Source organism: Paenibacillus sp. UNC496MF, assembly GCF_900113915.1.
Classification (GTDB): Bacteria; Bacillota; Bacilli; order Paenibacillales; family Paenibacillaceae; genus Paenibacillus_Z; species Paenibacillus_Z artemisiicola.
Map to the genome: position 1 here is coordinate 388,200 of NZ_FORE01000010.1, position 14,921 is coordinate 403,120.

General features: G+C 60.7%; 9 protein-coding genes. 7 read left to right on the plus strand and 2 right to left on the minus strand.

The features are described 5' to 3' along the window. Positions 1 to 82 precede the first annotated feature (82 nt). The 4 genes from BMZ79_RS19580 (at position 83) to uvrA (ending at position 8,213) form a co-directional block, all read left to right on the plus strand. Positions 83 to 1,516 carry a S41 family peptidase gene (locus BMZ79_RS19580; RefSeq protein WP_256252861.1) on the plus strand — a complete coding sequence of 478 codons (1,434 nt, stop codon included), beginning with the start codon at positions 83 to 85 and terminating at the stop codon, positions 1,514 to 1,516. A 175-nt stretch (positions 1,517 to 1,691) separates the two neighbouring features. Next, complete coding sequence (locus tag BMZ79_RS19585; RefSeq protein WP_090642753.1) at positions 1,692 to 2,975, plus strand: PDZ domain-containing protein; 1,284 nt, start codon at positions 1,692 to 1,694, stop codon at positions 2,973 to 2,975. A gap of 327 nt (positions 2,976 to 3,302) precedes the next feature. Further along, positions 3,303 to 5,306, plus strand: coding sequence for an excinuclease ABC subunit UvrB (gene uvrB, locus BMZ79_RS19590; RefSeq protein WP_090642654.1), 2,004 nt, complete (start codon positions 3,303 to 3,305; stop codon positions 5,304 to 5,306). A gap of 21 nt (positions 5,307 to 5,327) precedes the next feature. Continuing rightward, positions 5,328 to 8,213, plus strand: a complete 2,886-nt coding sequence (uvrA, locus tag BMZ79_RS19595) for an excinuclease ABC subunit UvrA (RefSeq protein ID WP_090642656.1) — start codon at positions 5,328 to 5,330, stop codon at positions 8,211 to 8,213. A gap of 128 nt (positions 8,214 to 8,341) precedes the next feature. Here uvrA and BMZ79_RS19600 read toward each other — a convergent pair whose 3' ends face one another. Further along, the gene (locus BMZ79_RS19600) at positions 8,342 to 9,952 is read right to left on the minus strand and encodes a nitrite/sulfite reductase (RefSeq protein ID WP_090642657.1); all 1,611 of its coding nucleotides are present in this window, start codon (positions 9,950 to 9,952) and stop codon (positions 8,342 to 8,344) included. 303 nt (positions 9,953 to 10,255) lie between these two features. Here BMZ79_RS19600 and BMZ79_RS19605 point away from each other — a divergent pair, with 303 nt between their 5' ends. Then, positions 10,256 to 10,468, plus strand: a complete 213-nt coding sequence (locus tag BMZ79_RS19605; protein WP_090642659.1) for a hypothetical protein — start codon at positions 10,256 to 10,258, stop codon at positions 10,466 to 10,468. A gap of 175 nt (positions 10,469 to 10,643) precedes the next feature. On the opposite strand, the gene BMZ79_RS19610 is transcribed toward BMZ79_RS19605, so the two are convergent. Further along, the gene (locus BMZ79_RS19610) at positions 10,644 to 11,612 is read right to left on the minus strand and encodes a sugar phosphate isomerase/epimerase family protein (RefSeq protein ID WP_090642660.1); all 969 of its coding nucleotides are present in this window, start codon (positions 11,610 to 11,612) and stop codon (positions 10,644 to 10,646) included. 289 nt (positions 11,613 to 11,901) lie between these two features. Between BMZ79_RS19610 and BMZ79_RS19615 the strand changes: the two genes are divergently transcribed. Together BMZ79_RS19615 and BMZ79_RS19620 are read left to right on the plus strand one after the other, a co-directional pair. Continuing rightward, positions 11,902 to 12,957: a S1C family serine protease gene (locus tag BMZ79_RS19615; protein WP_090642662.1), complete on the plus strand. Its 1,056-nt coding sequence runs from the start codon at positions 11,902 to 11,904 to the stop codon at positions 12,955 to 12,957. A 90-nt stretch (positions 12,958 to 13,047) separates the two neighbouring features. After that, complete coding sequence (locus tag BMZ79_RS19620; RefSeq protein WP_218154727.1) at positions 13,048 to 14,901, plus strand: stalk domain-containing protein; 1,854 nt, start codon at positions 13,048 to 13,050, stop codon at positions 14,899 to 14,901. Positions 14,902 to 14,921 lie beyond the last annotated feature (20 nt).

The window sequence follows — 14,921 nt, forward strand, 5'->3', positions numbered from 1 at the left end:
TGCGAATACGGACGCCGGTTGAACCGCCGGCGCGCGAAGGGGTGTTGACGTGCAGTTTAGAGGACGAACAGTGGCGGCGTTCATGTTGCTGACGATGGCGGCTTCCGTGCTGGTCACGCTGACCGTGGCGGACCGATTCATCGTCATCGGCGGCGAAGGGGCGGCCAGGGCGGCGGCGTCGGAATCGTCCGGATCATACGGACTCACCGAGAACGAGCTGCAGAAGCTGAATACCGTGCTCGGCTTGATCGAGACGAAATATTTCCGCGACGTGGACCGGGCGAAGGTGCTCGACGGCGCGGCCAACGGCATGATGGAAGCGCTCGGCGATCCGTACTCGGTGTACATGCAGAAGGACGTGGCCAAGCAGTTCTCCGAAACGATCGAAGGCTCGTTCACGGGCATCGGCGCCGGCGTGCAGATCAAGGACGGCAAGGTGACCGTGGAGTCGGCGATCAAGGGCTCTCCGGCGGAGCGCGCGGGCGTGCAGCCGAACGACGTGCTTGTGGCGGTCAACGGCGAGAAGCTGGCCGGCCTGCCGCTGAACGACGCCGTGGCGAAGATTCGCGGGCCGAAGGGCTCGAAGGTCAAGCTCACCATCCAGCGCGCGGGCATGGCCAAGCCGCTGCAGCTGACGATCGTGCGCGACGACATCGACTACGAGACCGTCTACGCCCATCTGCGCGACGACGGCATCGGCGTCATCGAGATCCGCCAATTCTCGCTGAACACGGGAGAACGGTTCGCCGAGGAGCTGGACAAGCTGGAGAAGCAGCACATGAAGGGGCTCGTCATCGACGTGCGCGGCAATCCCGGCGGCGTGCTGCCGGTCGTGGTGTCGGTCGCGCAGCCGTTCGTGCCGAAGGGCGAGCCGATCGTGCAGGTGGAGGACAAGAGCGGCCACCGGGAGAAAACCGTGTCGAACGGGCCCGGGAAGAAATATCCCGTCGCGGTGCTCATCAACAAAGGGAGCGCTAGCGCCTCCGAGGTGCTGGCCGGCGCGCTCAAGGAAGAGGCGCATGCCGTCCTCGTCGGCGAGACGTCGTTCGGCAAAGGCACGGTGCAGGTCAGTTACGACAAGCAGCTGGGCGACGGCAGCCTGGTCAAGATGACGATCGCCAAGTGGCTCACGCCGCTCGGCAATTGGGTGCACGAGAAAGGGCTGAAGCCGGACGTGGCCGTGCAGCCCCCGGATTACTACACCGCGGCGCGCATGTCCAAGACGAAGACGCTCAAGCCGGACACGATCGACGAGGAGACGAAGAGCCTGCAGATCATGCTGGAGGGGCTCGGTTACAAGGTCGACCGCAAGGACGGCTTTTACAGCGCGGCGACGGCGAGCGGCGTCAAGGCGTTTCAGCAGAAGGAAGGCCTGCCGGTCACGGGCAATGCGGACAAGGCGACGGCGGAGAAGCTGGAGGAGCGGATCATCGCGAAGATCCGCGACGAGAACAGCGACACCCAGATGCGCAAAGCCGTGGAGGTGCTCGACGCCAAGCTGGGGATTGCAAAATAATCCAGCAGGAAATCGAACCCGCGCGTCGAATAACAAGAAGGCTGAGCTTCCGCGCCATGCGGAACCGGCCTTCTTCTTTTTTAGGCGGTTTATGCGGATTTACATAGGGCGATCGACTCGCCGGCGCCGGCCGTTCATCTGGATGCACAAGGGAGTGAGGAGCTTGGACGCGGTCATGGATGTGCTTCGCATGATGGGATCGGCGGCTCTCGGGCTGCTGTTGTCCCCGTTTTACTATATCGGCGTGATTTTGATCATGCTCCAATATTTCCGGCAGACGCGGCTGGAGCGCAAGCTGTTCCACGTGCGCCTGCACGCGTGGCCGAATCAGCTGGCGCGGACGATGCTCGCCGGTCTTGCCGTCGGCGTGCCGCTGTCCCTTGCGGGGCTGTTTCTCGGCGTCGCGGTCGACGGCGAAGCGGTGCTCTGGCTGTGGGGCACCGCGATCGTGCTGCTGCTCGTGCGCGTGCGCTACCTCTGCTTCGCCTACAGCGCCGGCATGCTCGGCCTGGCGCAGTGGGGGCTGGGCTTCACGGCGCTCGACGGGCGGAGCGATTGGATCGGCGAGGCGGTCCGTTCGATCGCCGGGCTGGACATTCCCGGCCTGCTCGTGCTCGTGGCGCTCATGCATCTCGCGGAAGGGCTGCTGATCCGCTGGCAGGGCGCGCGGTTCGCGAGCCCGCTGTTCCTCGAAGGCAAGCGCGGCAAGCTGATCGGCGGGTATATGCTGCAGGGCTATTGGCCGGTGCCGATGCTGCTGCTCGTGCCGGCGGCCGCGGGAAGCGGGGATGCCGTCCACCTGCCGTGGTCGCTGCTGCTCGGCGGCGGCGGGGCGTGGAGCCACGGCGTCACGATGATCGGCTTCCCGATGATGATCGGCTTCACGGAATTGACCCGCACGATGCTGCCGGGCGCGAAGACGCGCAGCTCCTCGAAGGCGCTGCTGGTTTACGGCGTTATCGTCGGCGCCGCGGCGATCGCGGCGTATTACTGGCCGCCGCTCCTGCTGGTTGCGGTGCTCTGCGCGCTGCTGCTGCACGAAGCGCTGGTCGCCGTCAGCTATTATAAGGAAGACTCGAACGCGCCGCTCTTCGTCCACGACGACCGCGGACTGCGGATTCTGGCCGTCATCCCGGGCACGCCGGCGGAAGCGATGGGCCTGCAGGCGGGAGAGATCATCCAGAAGGCGAACGGCGTCGGGGTACAGACGAAGGAAGAGCTGCACGCGGCGTTGTACTTGAACTCGGCCTTCTGCAAGCTCGAAGCGATCAATCTGGAAGGCCACGTGAAGTTCGTGCAGCGCGCGCGCTACGCGGGCGAGCATCACCAGCTCGGCGTCGTCCTCGCGCCGGACGATCAGGCGGCCTTTTACGCCGCGGCGTCGCCGGCGTCGCTGTTCGACCTGCTGCGGAAGCGAACGGCGCGGAGCCGAAACCGTTCGACGACGGCGTCGATGTAAACGGGCGCCTTGGGGTCCCGGCCATGCCGTTCCGGCATGCGCCGGGGCTTTTTTTTTCTTGGGGCGAGGCGGCTTTTGGCATGCATGGAAAGATGATCCCTCATTGCAACATGGGGGGCGACACGGTATAATAAATAAGAATGGGAACACATATTCTTATGTCGATTGCCGCTTATCCGAGGCCGGCAGGCACCGGGCGCAACGCGCGTTTGCTCATTCGGATCGGGCGTGTAATTTACCATAGTCCGTCTATTTTTTCGTCCCATTATGGGCATACAGTTACTAGGATCATTCATAGAACTCATAGGATCGGGGTGTAGCGAATTCATGATCGAACAACGGGAGCAAGGCAAGCTCTTCGCGCTGAAATCCGATTATACGCCGCAGGGCGACCAGCCGGAGGCGATCCGGGAGCTCGTCGACGGCGTGCGCGAGGGAGCGGTGCATCAGACGCTGCTCGGCGCGACCGGCACCGGCAAGACGTACACGATCGCCAATACGATCGCGAAGCTGAACCGGCCGACGCTCGTCATCGCGCACAATAAGACGCTTGCGGCGCAGCTGTGCAGCGAGTTCAAAGAGTTTTTTCCGGATAACGCGGTTTCCTACTTCGTCAGTTACTACGATTATTATCAGCCGGAAGCCTACATCCCGTCCTCGGATACGTTCATCGAGAAGGATTCCAGCATCAACGACGAGATCGACAAGCTGCGGCACTCCGCCACGAGCTCGCTGTTCGAGCGGCGCGACGTCATCATCGTCGCCAGCGTGTCCTGCATCTACGGTCTCGGTTCGCCGATCGAGTACGGGAATTTGGTGCTGAGCCTGCGCGTGGGCATGGAGAAGCCGCGCGACGCGATTCTCCACAAGCTGGTCGACATCCAGTACCAGCGCAACGACATTAACTTCATCCGCGGCACGTTCCGCGTCCGCGGCGACATCGTCGAGATTTTTCCGGTGGCGAACAACGAGCGGGCGCTCCGCGTCGAGCTGTTCGGCGACGAGATCGAGCGCATTACCGAGATCGACGTCCTGACCGGCGAGATCGTCGGCGAACGCGACCACGTCGCGATTTTCCCGGCTTCCCACTTCGTTACGCAGGAAGAGACGATGAAGGTCGCGATCAAGAATATCGAGCGCGAGCTGGAGGAACGGCTGGAAGAGCTGCGCGGGCAAGGCAAGCTGCTGGAAGCGCAGCGCCTGGAGCAGCGGACGCGCTACGACCTCGAGATGATGGCGGAGATGGGCTTCTGCAGCGGCATCGAGAACTACTCGGGTCCGCTCACGTTCCGCGAACGGGGCGCGACGCCGTATACGCTGATGGATTATTTTCCGGACGACATGCTCGTCGTCATCGACGAGTCCCACGTCACCATCCCGCAGATCCGCGCCATGTACAACGGCGACCGCGCGAGGAAGGAAGTGCTCGTCGAGCACGGCTTCCGGCTGCCGTCCGCCATGGACAACCGGCCGCTTCGCTTCGAGGAATTCGAAGGCAAGGTGAAGCAGGCGATCTACGTCTCCGCGACGCCGGGCCCTTACGAGATCGAGCATTGTCCGGAGATGATCCAGCAGATCATCCGTCCGACGGGCCTGCTGGATCCGATCATCGAAGTGCGCAAGACGAAAGGCCAAATCGACGACCTGCTCGTCGAGATCCGCGACCGGATCGCCAAGGACGAGCGCGTCCTGGTCACGACGCTGACGAAGAAGATGTCCGAGGACTTGACGGATTACCTCAAGGACGTCGGCATCAAGGTGCGCTATTTGCACTCCGACATCAAGACCCTGGAGCGGCTGGCGATTCTGCGCGATTTGCGGATGGGGACGTTCCACGTGCTCGTCGGGATCAACCTGCTGCGGGAAGGCTTGGACTTGCCGGAGGTGTCGCTCGTCGCGATTCTCGACGCCGACAAGGAGGGCTTCCTCCGCTCGGAGCGGTCGCTCATCCAGACGATCGGACGGGCGGCGCGGAACTCCGAGGGCCGGGTCATCATGTATGCGGACAAACACACGGACTCCATGAATACCGCCATCGCGGAGACGGAGCGCCGGCGCGCCATCCAAGTGGCGTACAACGAGAAGCACGGCGTTACGCCACAGACGATCCGCAAGAAGGTGCACGACGTCATCGAAGCGACGAAGGCCGCCGAGCAGAAGAGCGATTATTTGACGGGGGTCGGCGTCGACAAGATGTCCAAGAAGGAGCGCCAGTCGCTGGTGCAGCGCCTGGAAGCCGAGATGAAGGAAGCCGCGAAGAGCCTGCAGTTCGAACGCGCCGCGGAGCTTCGCGACGCGCTGCTGGAGCTTAAAGCGGAGTTGGGCCTGTAGGCCGGGAGGAGAGGTAAGAACGTGGCTAGTGATTCGATCGTAATCAAAGGGGCGCGAGCCCATAATCTCAAAAACATCGACGTGACGATTCCCCGCGACAAATTCGTCGTGCTGACGGGCCTGAGCGGCTCCGGCAAGTCTTCCCTGGCCTTCGACACCATTTACGCGGAGGGGCAGCGCCGGTACGTGGAGTCGCTGTCCGCTTACGCGCGCCAATTCCTCGGCCAGATGGAGAAGCCGGACGTCGATTCCATCGACGGGCTGTCGCCGGCCATCTCCATCGACCAGAAGACGACGAGCCGGAACCCGCGTTCCACGGTCGGCACCGTAACGGAAATTTACGATTACCTGCGTCTGCTGTTCGCGCGCGTCGGCAAGCCGCACTGCCCGGATCACGGCATCGAGATCACGTCGCAGACCGTGGAGCAGATGGTCGACCGCATCATGGAATATCCGGAGCGGACGCGGCTGCAGATTTTGGCGCCGGTCGTATCCGGCCGCAAGGGCGAGCATTCCAAGCTGCTGACGGACGTGCAGAAGCAGGGCTTCGTGCGCGTGCGAGTCAACGGCGAGCTCCGCGAGCTGAGCGAGAGCATCGAGCTGGAGAAGAACAAGAAGCATAACATCGAGGTCGTCGTCGACCGGATCGTGGTGAAGGAAGACATCCACAGCCGCTTGGCGGACTCGCTCGAGACCGCGCTCAAGCTGTCCGGCGGGCAGGTGCTCGTCGACGTCATGGAGAAGGAAGAGCTGCTGTTCAGCTCGAACCTGGCTTGTCCGGTGTGCGGCTTCAGCATCGACGAGCTGGCGCCGCGGATGTTCTCGTTCAACAGCCCGTACGGCGCTTGCCCGGACTGCGACGGCTTGGGGGCGAAGATGATCGTCGACCCGGACCTGCTCGTGCCGGACGGGTCCAAGTCAATCGCGGAGGGCGCCTTCGAGGCGTGGGCGGGCAGCACGTCCAACTATTATCCGCAGTTTCTGGACGCGGTGTGCAAGCACTTCGGCATCGCGCGGGACGTGCCGGTCGACGACCTCTCGCCGGAGCAGCTGAAGAAGCTGATGTACGGCACGGGCGGCGAACGCGTCCGCTTCCGGTACACCAACGACTTCGGCCACGCCAAGGAAGCGCTCGTGCCGTTCGAAGGCATCGTGAACAACCTGGAGCGCCGCTACCGGGAGACCGGCTCGGACGGCATCCGCGAATATATCGAACAGTACATGAGCGCCAAGCCGTGCTCCGGTTGCAAAGGACAGCGGCTGCGGAAGGAAAGCCTGGCGGTGACGATCGGCGGCGAGAACATCGCCTATGTGACGTCGCTCTCCATCGGCGAAGCGGATCGCTTCTTCAGCGAGCTCGGCCTGAACGAGAAAGAGATGCTGATCGCGCATCTCATCCTGAAAGAGATCAACAGCCGGCTCGGCTTCCTCGTGAACGTCGGCTTGGAATACTTGTCGCTCAGCCGCGCGGCGGGTACGCTCTCCGGCGGGGAAGCGCAGCGCATCCGGCTGGCGACGCAGATCGGCTCGAGCCTCATGGGCGTGCTGTACATTCTCGACGAGCCGAGCATCGGGCTTCATCAGCGCGACAACGACAAGCTCATCCAGACGCTCGAGCATATGCGCGATCTCGGCAATACGCTGATCGTCGTCGAGCACGACGAGGATACGATGCTCGCGAGCGACTACATCATCGATATCGGACCGGGCGCGGGCATCCATGGCGGACAAGTCGTCTCGATGGGTACGCCGAAGGAAGTCATGGCGGACGAACAGTCGCTGACCGGCGCCTACTTGAGCGGCCGCAAGTTCATCCCGGTTCCGCTGAAGCGGCGCGAGCCGAACGGCAAGTGGCTGGAAGTCCGCGGCGCCAAGGAGAACAACCTGCGCGGCGTCAACGTCAAGTTCCCGCTCGGCGTGTTCACGGCGGTGACGGGCGTATCCGGCTCCGGCAAATCGACGCTGGTCAACGAAATCCTGTACAAGACGCTGGCGCGCGATCTCAACAAGGCGAAGGTCCGTCCCGGCGAGCATAAAGAAATCCGCGGCCTCGAGCACGTCGAGAAGGTCATCGACATCGACCAATCGCCGATCGGCCGGACGCCGCGCTCCAATCCGGCGACGTACACGGGCGTATTCGACGATATCCGCGATCTATACGCCTCGACGAACGAAGCGAAGGTGCGCGGCTACAAGAAAGGCCGCTTCAGCTTCAACGTGAAAGGCGGCCGCTGCGAATCGTGCCGCGGCGACGGCATCATCAAGATCGAGATGCACTTCCTGCCGGACGTCTACGTGCCTTGCGAGATCTGCAAAGGCAAACGGTATAACCGCGAGACGCTCGACGTGAAATACAAAGGCAAGAGCATCGCCGATCTGCTCGAGATGACGATCGAAGACGCGTGCGAGTTCTTCCGGAACGTACCCCGGATCCACCGCAAGCTGCAGACGCTGCTGGACGTGGGCCTCGGTTACATGAACCTCGGCCAGCCGGCCACGACGCTGTCGGGCGGCGAGGCGCAGCGCGTGAAATTGGCGGCCGAGCTGTACCGCCGCAGCACCGGCAAGATGCTCTACATTCTCGACGAGCCGACGACGGGGCTGCATGTCGACGACATCGACCGGCTGCTCACCGTGCTTCATCGCCTGGTCGATTCGGGCGAATCCGTGCTCGTCATCGAGCACAACCTCGATGTTATCAAGACCGCCGATTATTTGGTCGACTTGGGGCCGGAGGGCGGCAAGAACGGCGGCTTGATCGTCGGCACCGGCACGCCGGAGGATGTGATCAAGGTCGATGGCTCCTACACGGGCCGGTACTTGAAGCCGATTCTGGATCGGGACCGCGAACGCACGCTCGCGCAGCACCGCGAGGTGGAGCGGGTCGCGGCCGGAGCCGAACAATAAGCAAGCAGGCACGACTCTGCCTTCGCCTCGCGGCACGGCAGATCGTTCCGCCGGCAGGCAAACTAAAACCGGGGACTCCGCACGAAGCGGAGTCCCCGGTTTTAGTTGTTTATAACATGCTTTTGGGATTAGCTTGCCAAGATTTCGGTCAGCTTCTCTTGGAAGGCCGGCACGCCGACGCGGTTGACGTAATTGTGGAACGTCTCGCCGGCTTCGCGTCCTTCTTTGTAGAAGTTGATCAGCTGCACGAGCACGCCGCCCAGGTCGTCGCCTTTGACGCGGCCCTTGAGCGATTGGTTAAACGTGGCGCCAGGGCCGAGGATGCCGCCGACCGCGATGTCGAACGCGTCGACCATGCCGTCCGGCGTCTTCACGAGCGCGCCCTGCAGGCCGATATCCGCGATATGCTTCTGGCCGCAGGCGTTCGGGCAGCCGATGAAGTGGATGCGGATCTTCTCGTCGAGCTGTACGTTCTCGTCCAGGAATTCCGCGACGCGGCGCGCGCGTTCTTTCGTCTCCACGACGGCCAGGTTGCAGAATTCGTTGCCCGTGCAGGACACGGTCCGGCTCATGAACGGCTTCGCGTTCGGGGATAGGCGCTGCAGCACCGGCAGTTGAAGCGCGGCTTCGACCTTGTCGTCCGGAATGCCGGCCAGGATGATGTTTTGCGACATCGTCGTCCGGATCGTGCCATCGCCGAATTGATCGGCGGCATCGGCCAGCTGCTCCAGCTCCGAAGAGTTCGTACGGCCGACCGGCACGTTCAGGCCGATGAAGTTCAAGCCTTTCTCCTTTTGCGGGTAGACGCCGTCGTAGTAGACGGCATTCCAGCCGACGATTTTGTTCTCGCCTTTAGTCGGCATGTCGCCGATGATCTCCTTCAGCTTCTCGAGGAACTTCTCCGGTCCCCAATCCGCCACGAGGAATTTCAGGCGGGCTTGATGGCGTTTCTCGCGGTAGCCGTAGTCGCGGAAGATCGTCGTGACGCCGATCGAGACCTTCAGCACGTCCTCGGGACGCACGAAGAGGTCGAGCTCCTTCGCCAAATGCGGCTTGGCGGACAGGCCGCCGCCGACGTAGACGTGAAAGCCGACGACTTCTTCGCCGTCGATGACTTTCGTCGCCGGCGCGAAGGCGAGGTCGTTGATTTCGGCATTGGCGTTGTTATAGATGTTGGAGGAAATGGACATTTTATATTTACGCGGCAGGTTGGAGAAGTCGCGGTTCAGCAGGTAGAAGTCGTTGACTTGCTCGACGATTTCCCGCGTGTCCATCAGCTCGTTCGGGTCGATGCCGGCAAGCGGATTGCCGACGATCGTGCGCGGGCAGTCGCCGCACGCTTCGTACGAATACAGGCCGACCGCTTCCAAGCGCTTGAAGATGTCCGGCAGGTTCTCGACCCTCAGCCAGTGGTACTGAATCGCTTGGCGCGTCGTGACGTCGATCAGGTCGCGGCCGTAGTCGCGGCCGATGGAAGCGATTGCGCGCGCTTGCGCGGATGTCATAATGCCGGTGTTGATCCGGATCCGCATCATGAAATGGCCGTCCTTCGGCTTTTGCTCATAGACGCCTGCCCATTTGAACCGGTTCATGTCGTCCTCGGGGATGGAGGCATAGCCTTCCTTCGCGTATTTGTCGATGATGGTACGAATGACGTCGAGACCGTCCTTTTCCCGTTTGACGAACTCGAATTTATTCAATTTATCCGGGTTGTTCATCCATACGGCTTCATAGGCCATGGTTCATTGTTCCTCCTTGGGCGATGTAGCCCGGCCGTCACGGCCAGGGCCAATTCCGACGATTTTTGTATGAAATCATTACTTGAATCGTATCATACTTCCGGGTGACCGACAATGAAAAGCGGCGCCATACCTATAAGAGTTTGTTATATTTAGAAGGCCGATCGTTTATAATAAGCGAAACGCCTTCCGGAAAATGGTGACAAACTTGTTACGATTCCCAATTGCGTCTTGCAACGGACCCGTGATGAGGCTAACATAAGTAATATAGGCTACGTGCGAAAACGAAGGAGGATCTCCCCCATGTATCTTGCTGAGACTGCAACAACGGCACTCGCGAAATTCGATCCCATGGATATCATGATGCTGCTGTTCACGATCGTCATCTTCATCGGATGGATTCGGCTGATCACGAGTCCGAAGAAAAATAAATTCGCGATCGGCTGGACGACGGTGTCGCTGCTCGTATTCCTGTTCGCGAACTACGTGATGATCTTCAAAGTTTGGGCGTCGTAAGACCCCCGCGCGAAGCGCAATGAACGGACTGCTCGGAGGAGCATGCAAGGCCGGCGATTCTTGAAGCCCAAGAATCCGCCGGCCTTTTGCGTTCCGTCTAATCCTTTTCGAGCAGCTGAACCCGCACAAAAAAGCTCCGGCCATTGGCCGGAGCTTTTCGCGTTCATTCGAACGATTATACCCACCACATCTCGCCGAGCGGCTCGCGAATGAGCACCGATTGGAGGTTTTGGACGGCTTTCGTGAAGCCTTCGTCCACGGACATCAGGCCGTCTTCGTGCTCGATGCTGACGACGTAGTCGTAGCCGACGAGGCGAAGGGCGCTGATGATGTCGGACCAGACCTTCATGTCGTGGCCGAAGCCGACCGTGCGGAACTGCCAAGCGCGGTCAAGCATGAGCGTGTAGGACTGCATGTCCGTGACGCCGTGGCGGTTGACGTTGACCGGATCGATCGACGTGTCTTTCGCGTGGAAGTGATGAATCGCGCCGGAGCGGCCCAGGATATGGATCGCTTGAACCGGATCGATGCCCTGCCACCACATATGGCTCGGGTCGAGGTTGGCGCCGATCGCGTCGCCGGCCGCTTCGCGGAGGCGAAGCAGCGTTGCGGGCGTATGAACGGAGAAGCCGCCGTGCAGCTCGAGGCCGATTTTGACGTTGCTTTCCGTCGCGAGCTTGCCGATTTCGGTCCAGTACGGAATGACTTTGTTTTCCCACTGCCAGTTCAGGATTTCTTGATAGTCGTTCGGCCAAGGCGCGACCGGCCAGTTCGGATACTTGGCATCCTCGTGGTCGCCCGGGCAGCCGGAGAACGTGTTCACGACCGGTACGCCCAGCTTGGAAGCAAGCGCGATCGTCTTGCGGATGATGGCGTCGTGTTCGCTGGAAATCGCTTTTTGCGGGTGCAGCGGGTTCGCGTGGCAGCTGAGCGCGCTGATCGTCAGGCCGCGGGAATCGACCGCTTCTTTAAACGCTTTCAGCTTGCTTTCGTCGGCGAGCAGCACGTCCGGGTCGCAGTGCGCGTTCCCGGGGTAGCCGCCGGTGCCGATTTCGACGGCGTCCAGGCCTTTGGCGGCGATGTAGTCGAGCGCGTCTTCAAACGATTTTTGCGCGAATAGAACGGCGAATACTCCGAGTTTCATACGTGTATGGTTACCTCCCAAATGGATATGTATTGCGGGTCTGCAATTCATTATAGCATGGGCAATTTGCAAGGGTAAGATTCCGGCAGGCCAATGACAAAAAAGCATACATAATGGACAAAAATGAAACCGCTTATCATTTTTAGTCCATTATTGTTATTTATAGACAATTATAGTAAAGTGGACCTAGTAAAACTAGCAAAAATTACTAGAGGCATGAATGGAGGAGCATACAGTGAGGCACAAGGGTTTACGGCTGGCAGGCATCATCGTTGCCGGAGCGCTCCTCATGACCGGAACCGCGTGGGCGGCCGGCGGCACGGGCGCGACCCGGCTGGACGCGAAAGTGATTGACGGCGAGGTGTACGTGAAGGCGAGCTCGCTGACCAAGTCGCTGGGCGGCACCGGCGCGTACGACGCCAAGACGCGCAGCTACGCCTACACGCCGCCGCAGACCCAGTCGCAGGTCCCGGACGTCATCAAGCACGTGTCGCCGTCCGTCGTAGGCATCATCGGCAAGTACACGGACGACCGGTTCGCCTTGGAGCACGGGACGGGCGTCATCTGGAAGTCCGACGGGTGGATCGTCACCAACGCCCACGTGGTCAAGGACATGAGCAACATCGTGGTCGTGACCGCCGACGGCAAGCAGTATCAAGGCAAGCGCATGAACATCGACGAGACGAGCGACCTGGCGCTGGTCAAAATCAACGCGACGAATTTGAAGCCGGCCGCATTCGCGCCGGTACCGCTGCAGCTGTCGGTCGGCGAGACGGTCATCGCCATCGGCACGCCGGTATCCTTCTCGCTGCGCAACACGGCGACGACGGGCGTGCTGAGCGGCATGAACCGCTCCGTGTCCTCGTACTACAAGCTGCTGCAGACGGACGCGGCCATCAATCCCGGCAACAGCGGCGGACCGCTCGTCAACCTGAAGGGCGAGGTCATCGGCATCAATTCGCTCAAATTCGTCAGCGACGGCATCGAAAGCCTCGGCTTCTCGATTCCGACCGATACCGTGCGCTACGTCGTCAATCAATTTTTCAAATACGGCCACGTCATGCGGCCTTCCCTCGGCGTCGGGCTGGAGGAGAGCTGGTCGGCCATCGTCGGGCTGCCGACGACGGAACCGCTCACCGTCAAATCCGTCTGGGGCGCGGGCGCGAAGAACATCGGCCTGCGGCAGGGAGATCAGATCTACTCGATCGCCGGCAAACAAGTATCGTCCATCGCGGAGGTCAACGAGCTTCTGAAGTCGTATCTGCCCGGACAGACCGTTCAAGTCCTGGTTCAAACGGACGGGGACTTGGTCACGAAGAAACTCGTGCTGTCCACGGAGCGATAATTCAAGCCTTCATCCTACTATATCCATTATCGGGGAGAGACGATCAAGATTATGAAGAAGAAGCTGCTCGCCTTACTCATTACCGCATGTATGCTTTTCGCGCTTGCGCCCGCAGTCGTTGGCGCAGCCGCCGAACGGCTTGAAATCAAGCTGGCCATCGGCAGCCCGACGCTTTCCGTCAACGGCGCCACCTCGACGATCCAGAAGCCGTTCAAATCGAACGGCACGACGATGGTGCCGCTCAGCGTCATCACCAAGGCGTTCGGCGCCGGCCTCAAGTTGGAGAAGAACAAAATCATCACGCTGTCTTACAACAAAACGACCGTCGTTCTGACGATCGGCAGCAAAACGGTCAAAGTCAACGGCGGCGCGGTCGCGCTGGCGGCCGAGCCGAAAATCGTGAACAGCGTGACGATGGTGCCGCTGCGCGTCATCGTGTCGGCGTTCGGCGCGACGCTGAACCTGAGCGGGAACACTATCACGATCAAAGGCTTCAAGGCGGATTCCGCGTCGACGGGCACCGGGAACAACACGTCGGGCATCGATTCCGACACCGGCAAAACCAAGGTCGGGGACAGCTACTACGGCTGGTCCATGAACTATCCGTCCGATCTCGCCCTTGCGGACCAAAGCGATAACGGCAGCCAGCTGATCTGGTCGTCCGTTGCCGAGGACAGAAGCATCTACTTGGCGATCGACGATATCGATCAAGCCTATACGCGCCAAGAAGTTCGCGACCATATCCAGGAGTATTTCAACGAGACCGAGTTCGCCGTCGAATCGACGACGGTGAACGCAGGCGGCTTGAGCTACGAGAAGACGGTCAGCCGCGACCGCAACGGCTGGTATTTCGAATACCACGCGTTCCAAGCGCAAAACCGCATCTACTTGATCGCGGCCGGCGTAAAATCCGATTCCCGCGACGACTTGAACGCGTACAAGAGCATTCTGGACAGCTTCAAACCGTCGTTCCCGTCCGGCGACAAGTCGGTGAAGGACATTACCCGCGTGAAGGACGGCTTCTACACCGCGATCGACAAGGATTACGGCTTGGCGGTCAAGCTGCCGGTCAACTGGTTCCGCGACGATAAAAGCGCGAACCCGACGTTCGTGAGCGAAGACGGCTTCATGGATTTCCAAATCAGCTCCCTGGCGCCGGGGGATACCGCCGAGGCTTGGCTGGGTCGCAGCCGCAAAGAGCTGGAGAACGAGTTCCAATCGGATTACGTGCGCAGTACGAACGAATCCACGATTCAGCTGGCGGACGGACCGGCCCAAGTCCTGAGCTACGAATATTCGTGGGACAAGAAGACGTGGTACAAGGAATACGAGATTTTCTTCGTCTCCGGCACGCATAAGTACGAAGCGAACTTCTTCTACAAGATCGACGGCACGACCAAAGGCGACACGCTGTATAATCAAATCGTCGGATCGCTCGATATCGATACCGCGTTCGTCGAGAAGAACTTCAGCGAACTCGACGATACCGACGCGCTGAACGATCTGACCGTGACGAAAACGAGCAAAACGTACGGCTACTCCATCACGCTTCCGCAATCCTGGTACGGCAGCAAGAAGGATTTCGAGGCGGACGAAGTCGAATACAGCATGCCTTACGGTAGCTTCGGCATCTCCATCGGCGGCGATCTTGCGGCCAGCGACTATCCGCAAGCGATCACGGCGGCCGTCGGTACGGACCCCGACCTGAAGAAAGCCGGCGCAACGGTCCTGTCCAGCACGACGACGACGATCGGCGGCGCGACGGCCTACAAAATCGTTATGGGCTTGGATAATTTGGCTATGCCGCAAGTCATTACGTACCTGGCGCTGGATCATAACGGCAAGACGTATCTGCTGACTTACGCGCTCGATAAAGCGGCTTACACGGATGCGAATCGCGGCAAGGTCGAGGGCGTCATCAATACCTTCAAATTCAATAACTAAATTTTCACATCAATACCGAA

What these genes read in the sequence shown, in the direction of transcription:
- BMZ79_RS19620 (WP_218154727.1), top strand. Translation starts at nt 13,048, where the DNA reads ATGCTTTTCGCGCTTGCGCCCGCAGTCGTTGGCGCAGCCGCCGAACGG.
- BMZ79_RS19580 (WP_256252861.1), top strand. Translation starts at nt 83, where the DNA reads ATGTTGCTGACGATGGCGGCTTCCGTGCTGGTCACGCTGACCGTGGCG.
- BMZ79_RS19585 (WP_090642753.1), top strand. Translation starts at nt 1,692, where the DNA reads ATGGATGTGCTTCGCATGATGGGATCGGCGGCTCTCGGGCTGCTGTTG.
- BMZ79_RS19615 (WP_090642662.1), top strand. Translation starts at nt 11,902, where the DNA reads ATGACCGGAACCGCGTGGGCGGCCGGCGGCACGGGCGCGACCCGGCTG.
- BMZ79_RS19610 (WP_090642660.1), bottom strand. Translation starts at nt 11,612, where the DNA reads ATGAAACTCGGAGTATTCGCCGTTCTATTCGCGCAAAAATCGTTTGAA.
- uvrB (WP_090642654.1), top strand. Translation starts at nt 3,303, where the DNA reads ATGATCGAACAACGGGAGCAAGGCAAGCTCTTCGCGCTGAAATCCGAT.
- BMZ79_RS19605 (WP_090642659.1), top strand. Translation starts at nt 10,256, where the DNA reads ATGTATCTTGCTGAGACTGCAACAACGGCACTCGCGAAATTCGATCCC.
- BMZ79_RS19600 (WP_090642657.1), bottom strand. Translation starts at nt 9,952, where the DNA reads ATGGCCTATGAAGCCGTATGGATGAACAACCCGGATAAATTGAATAAA.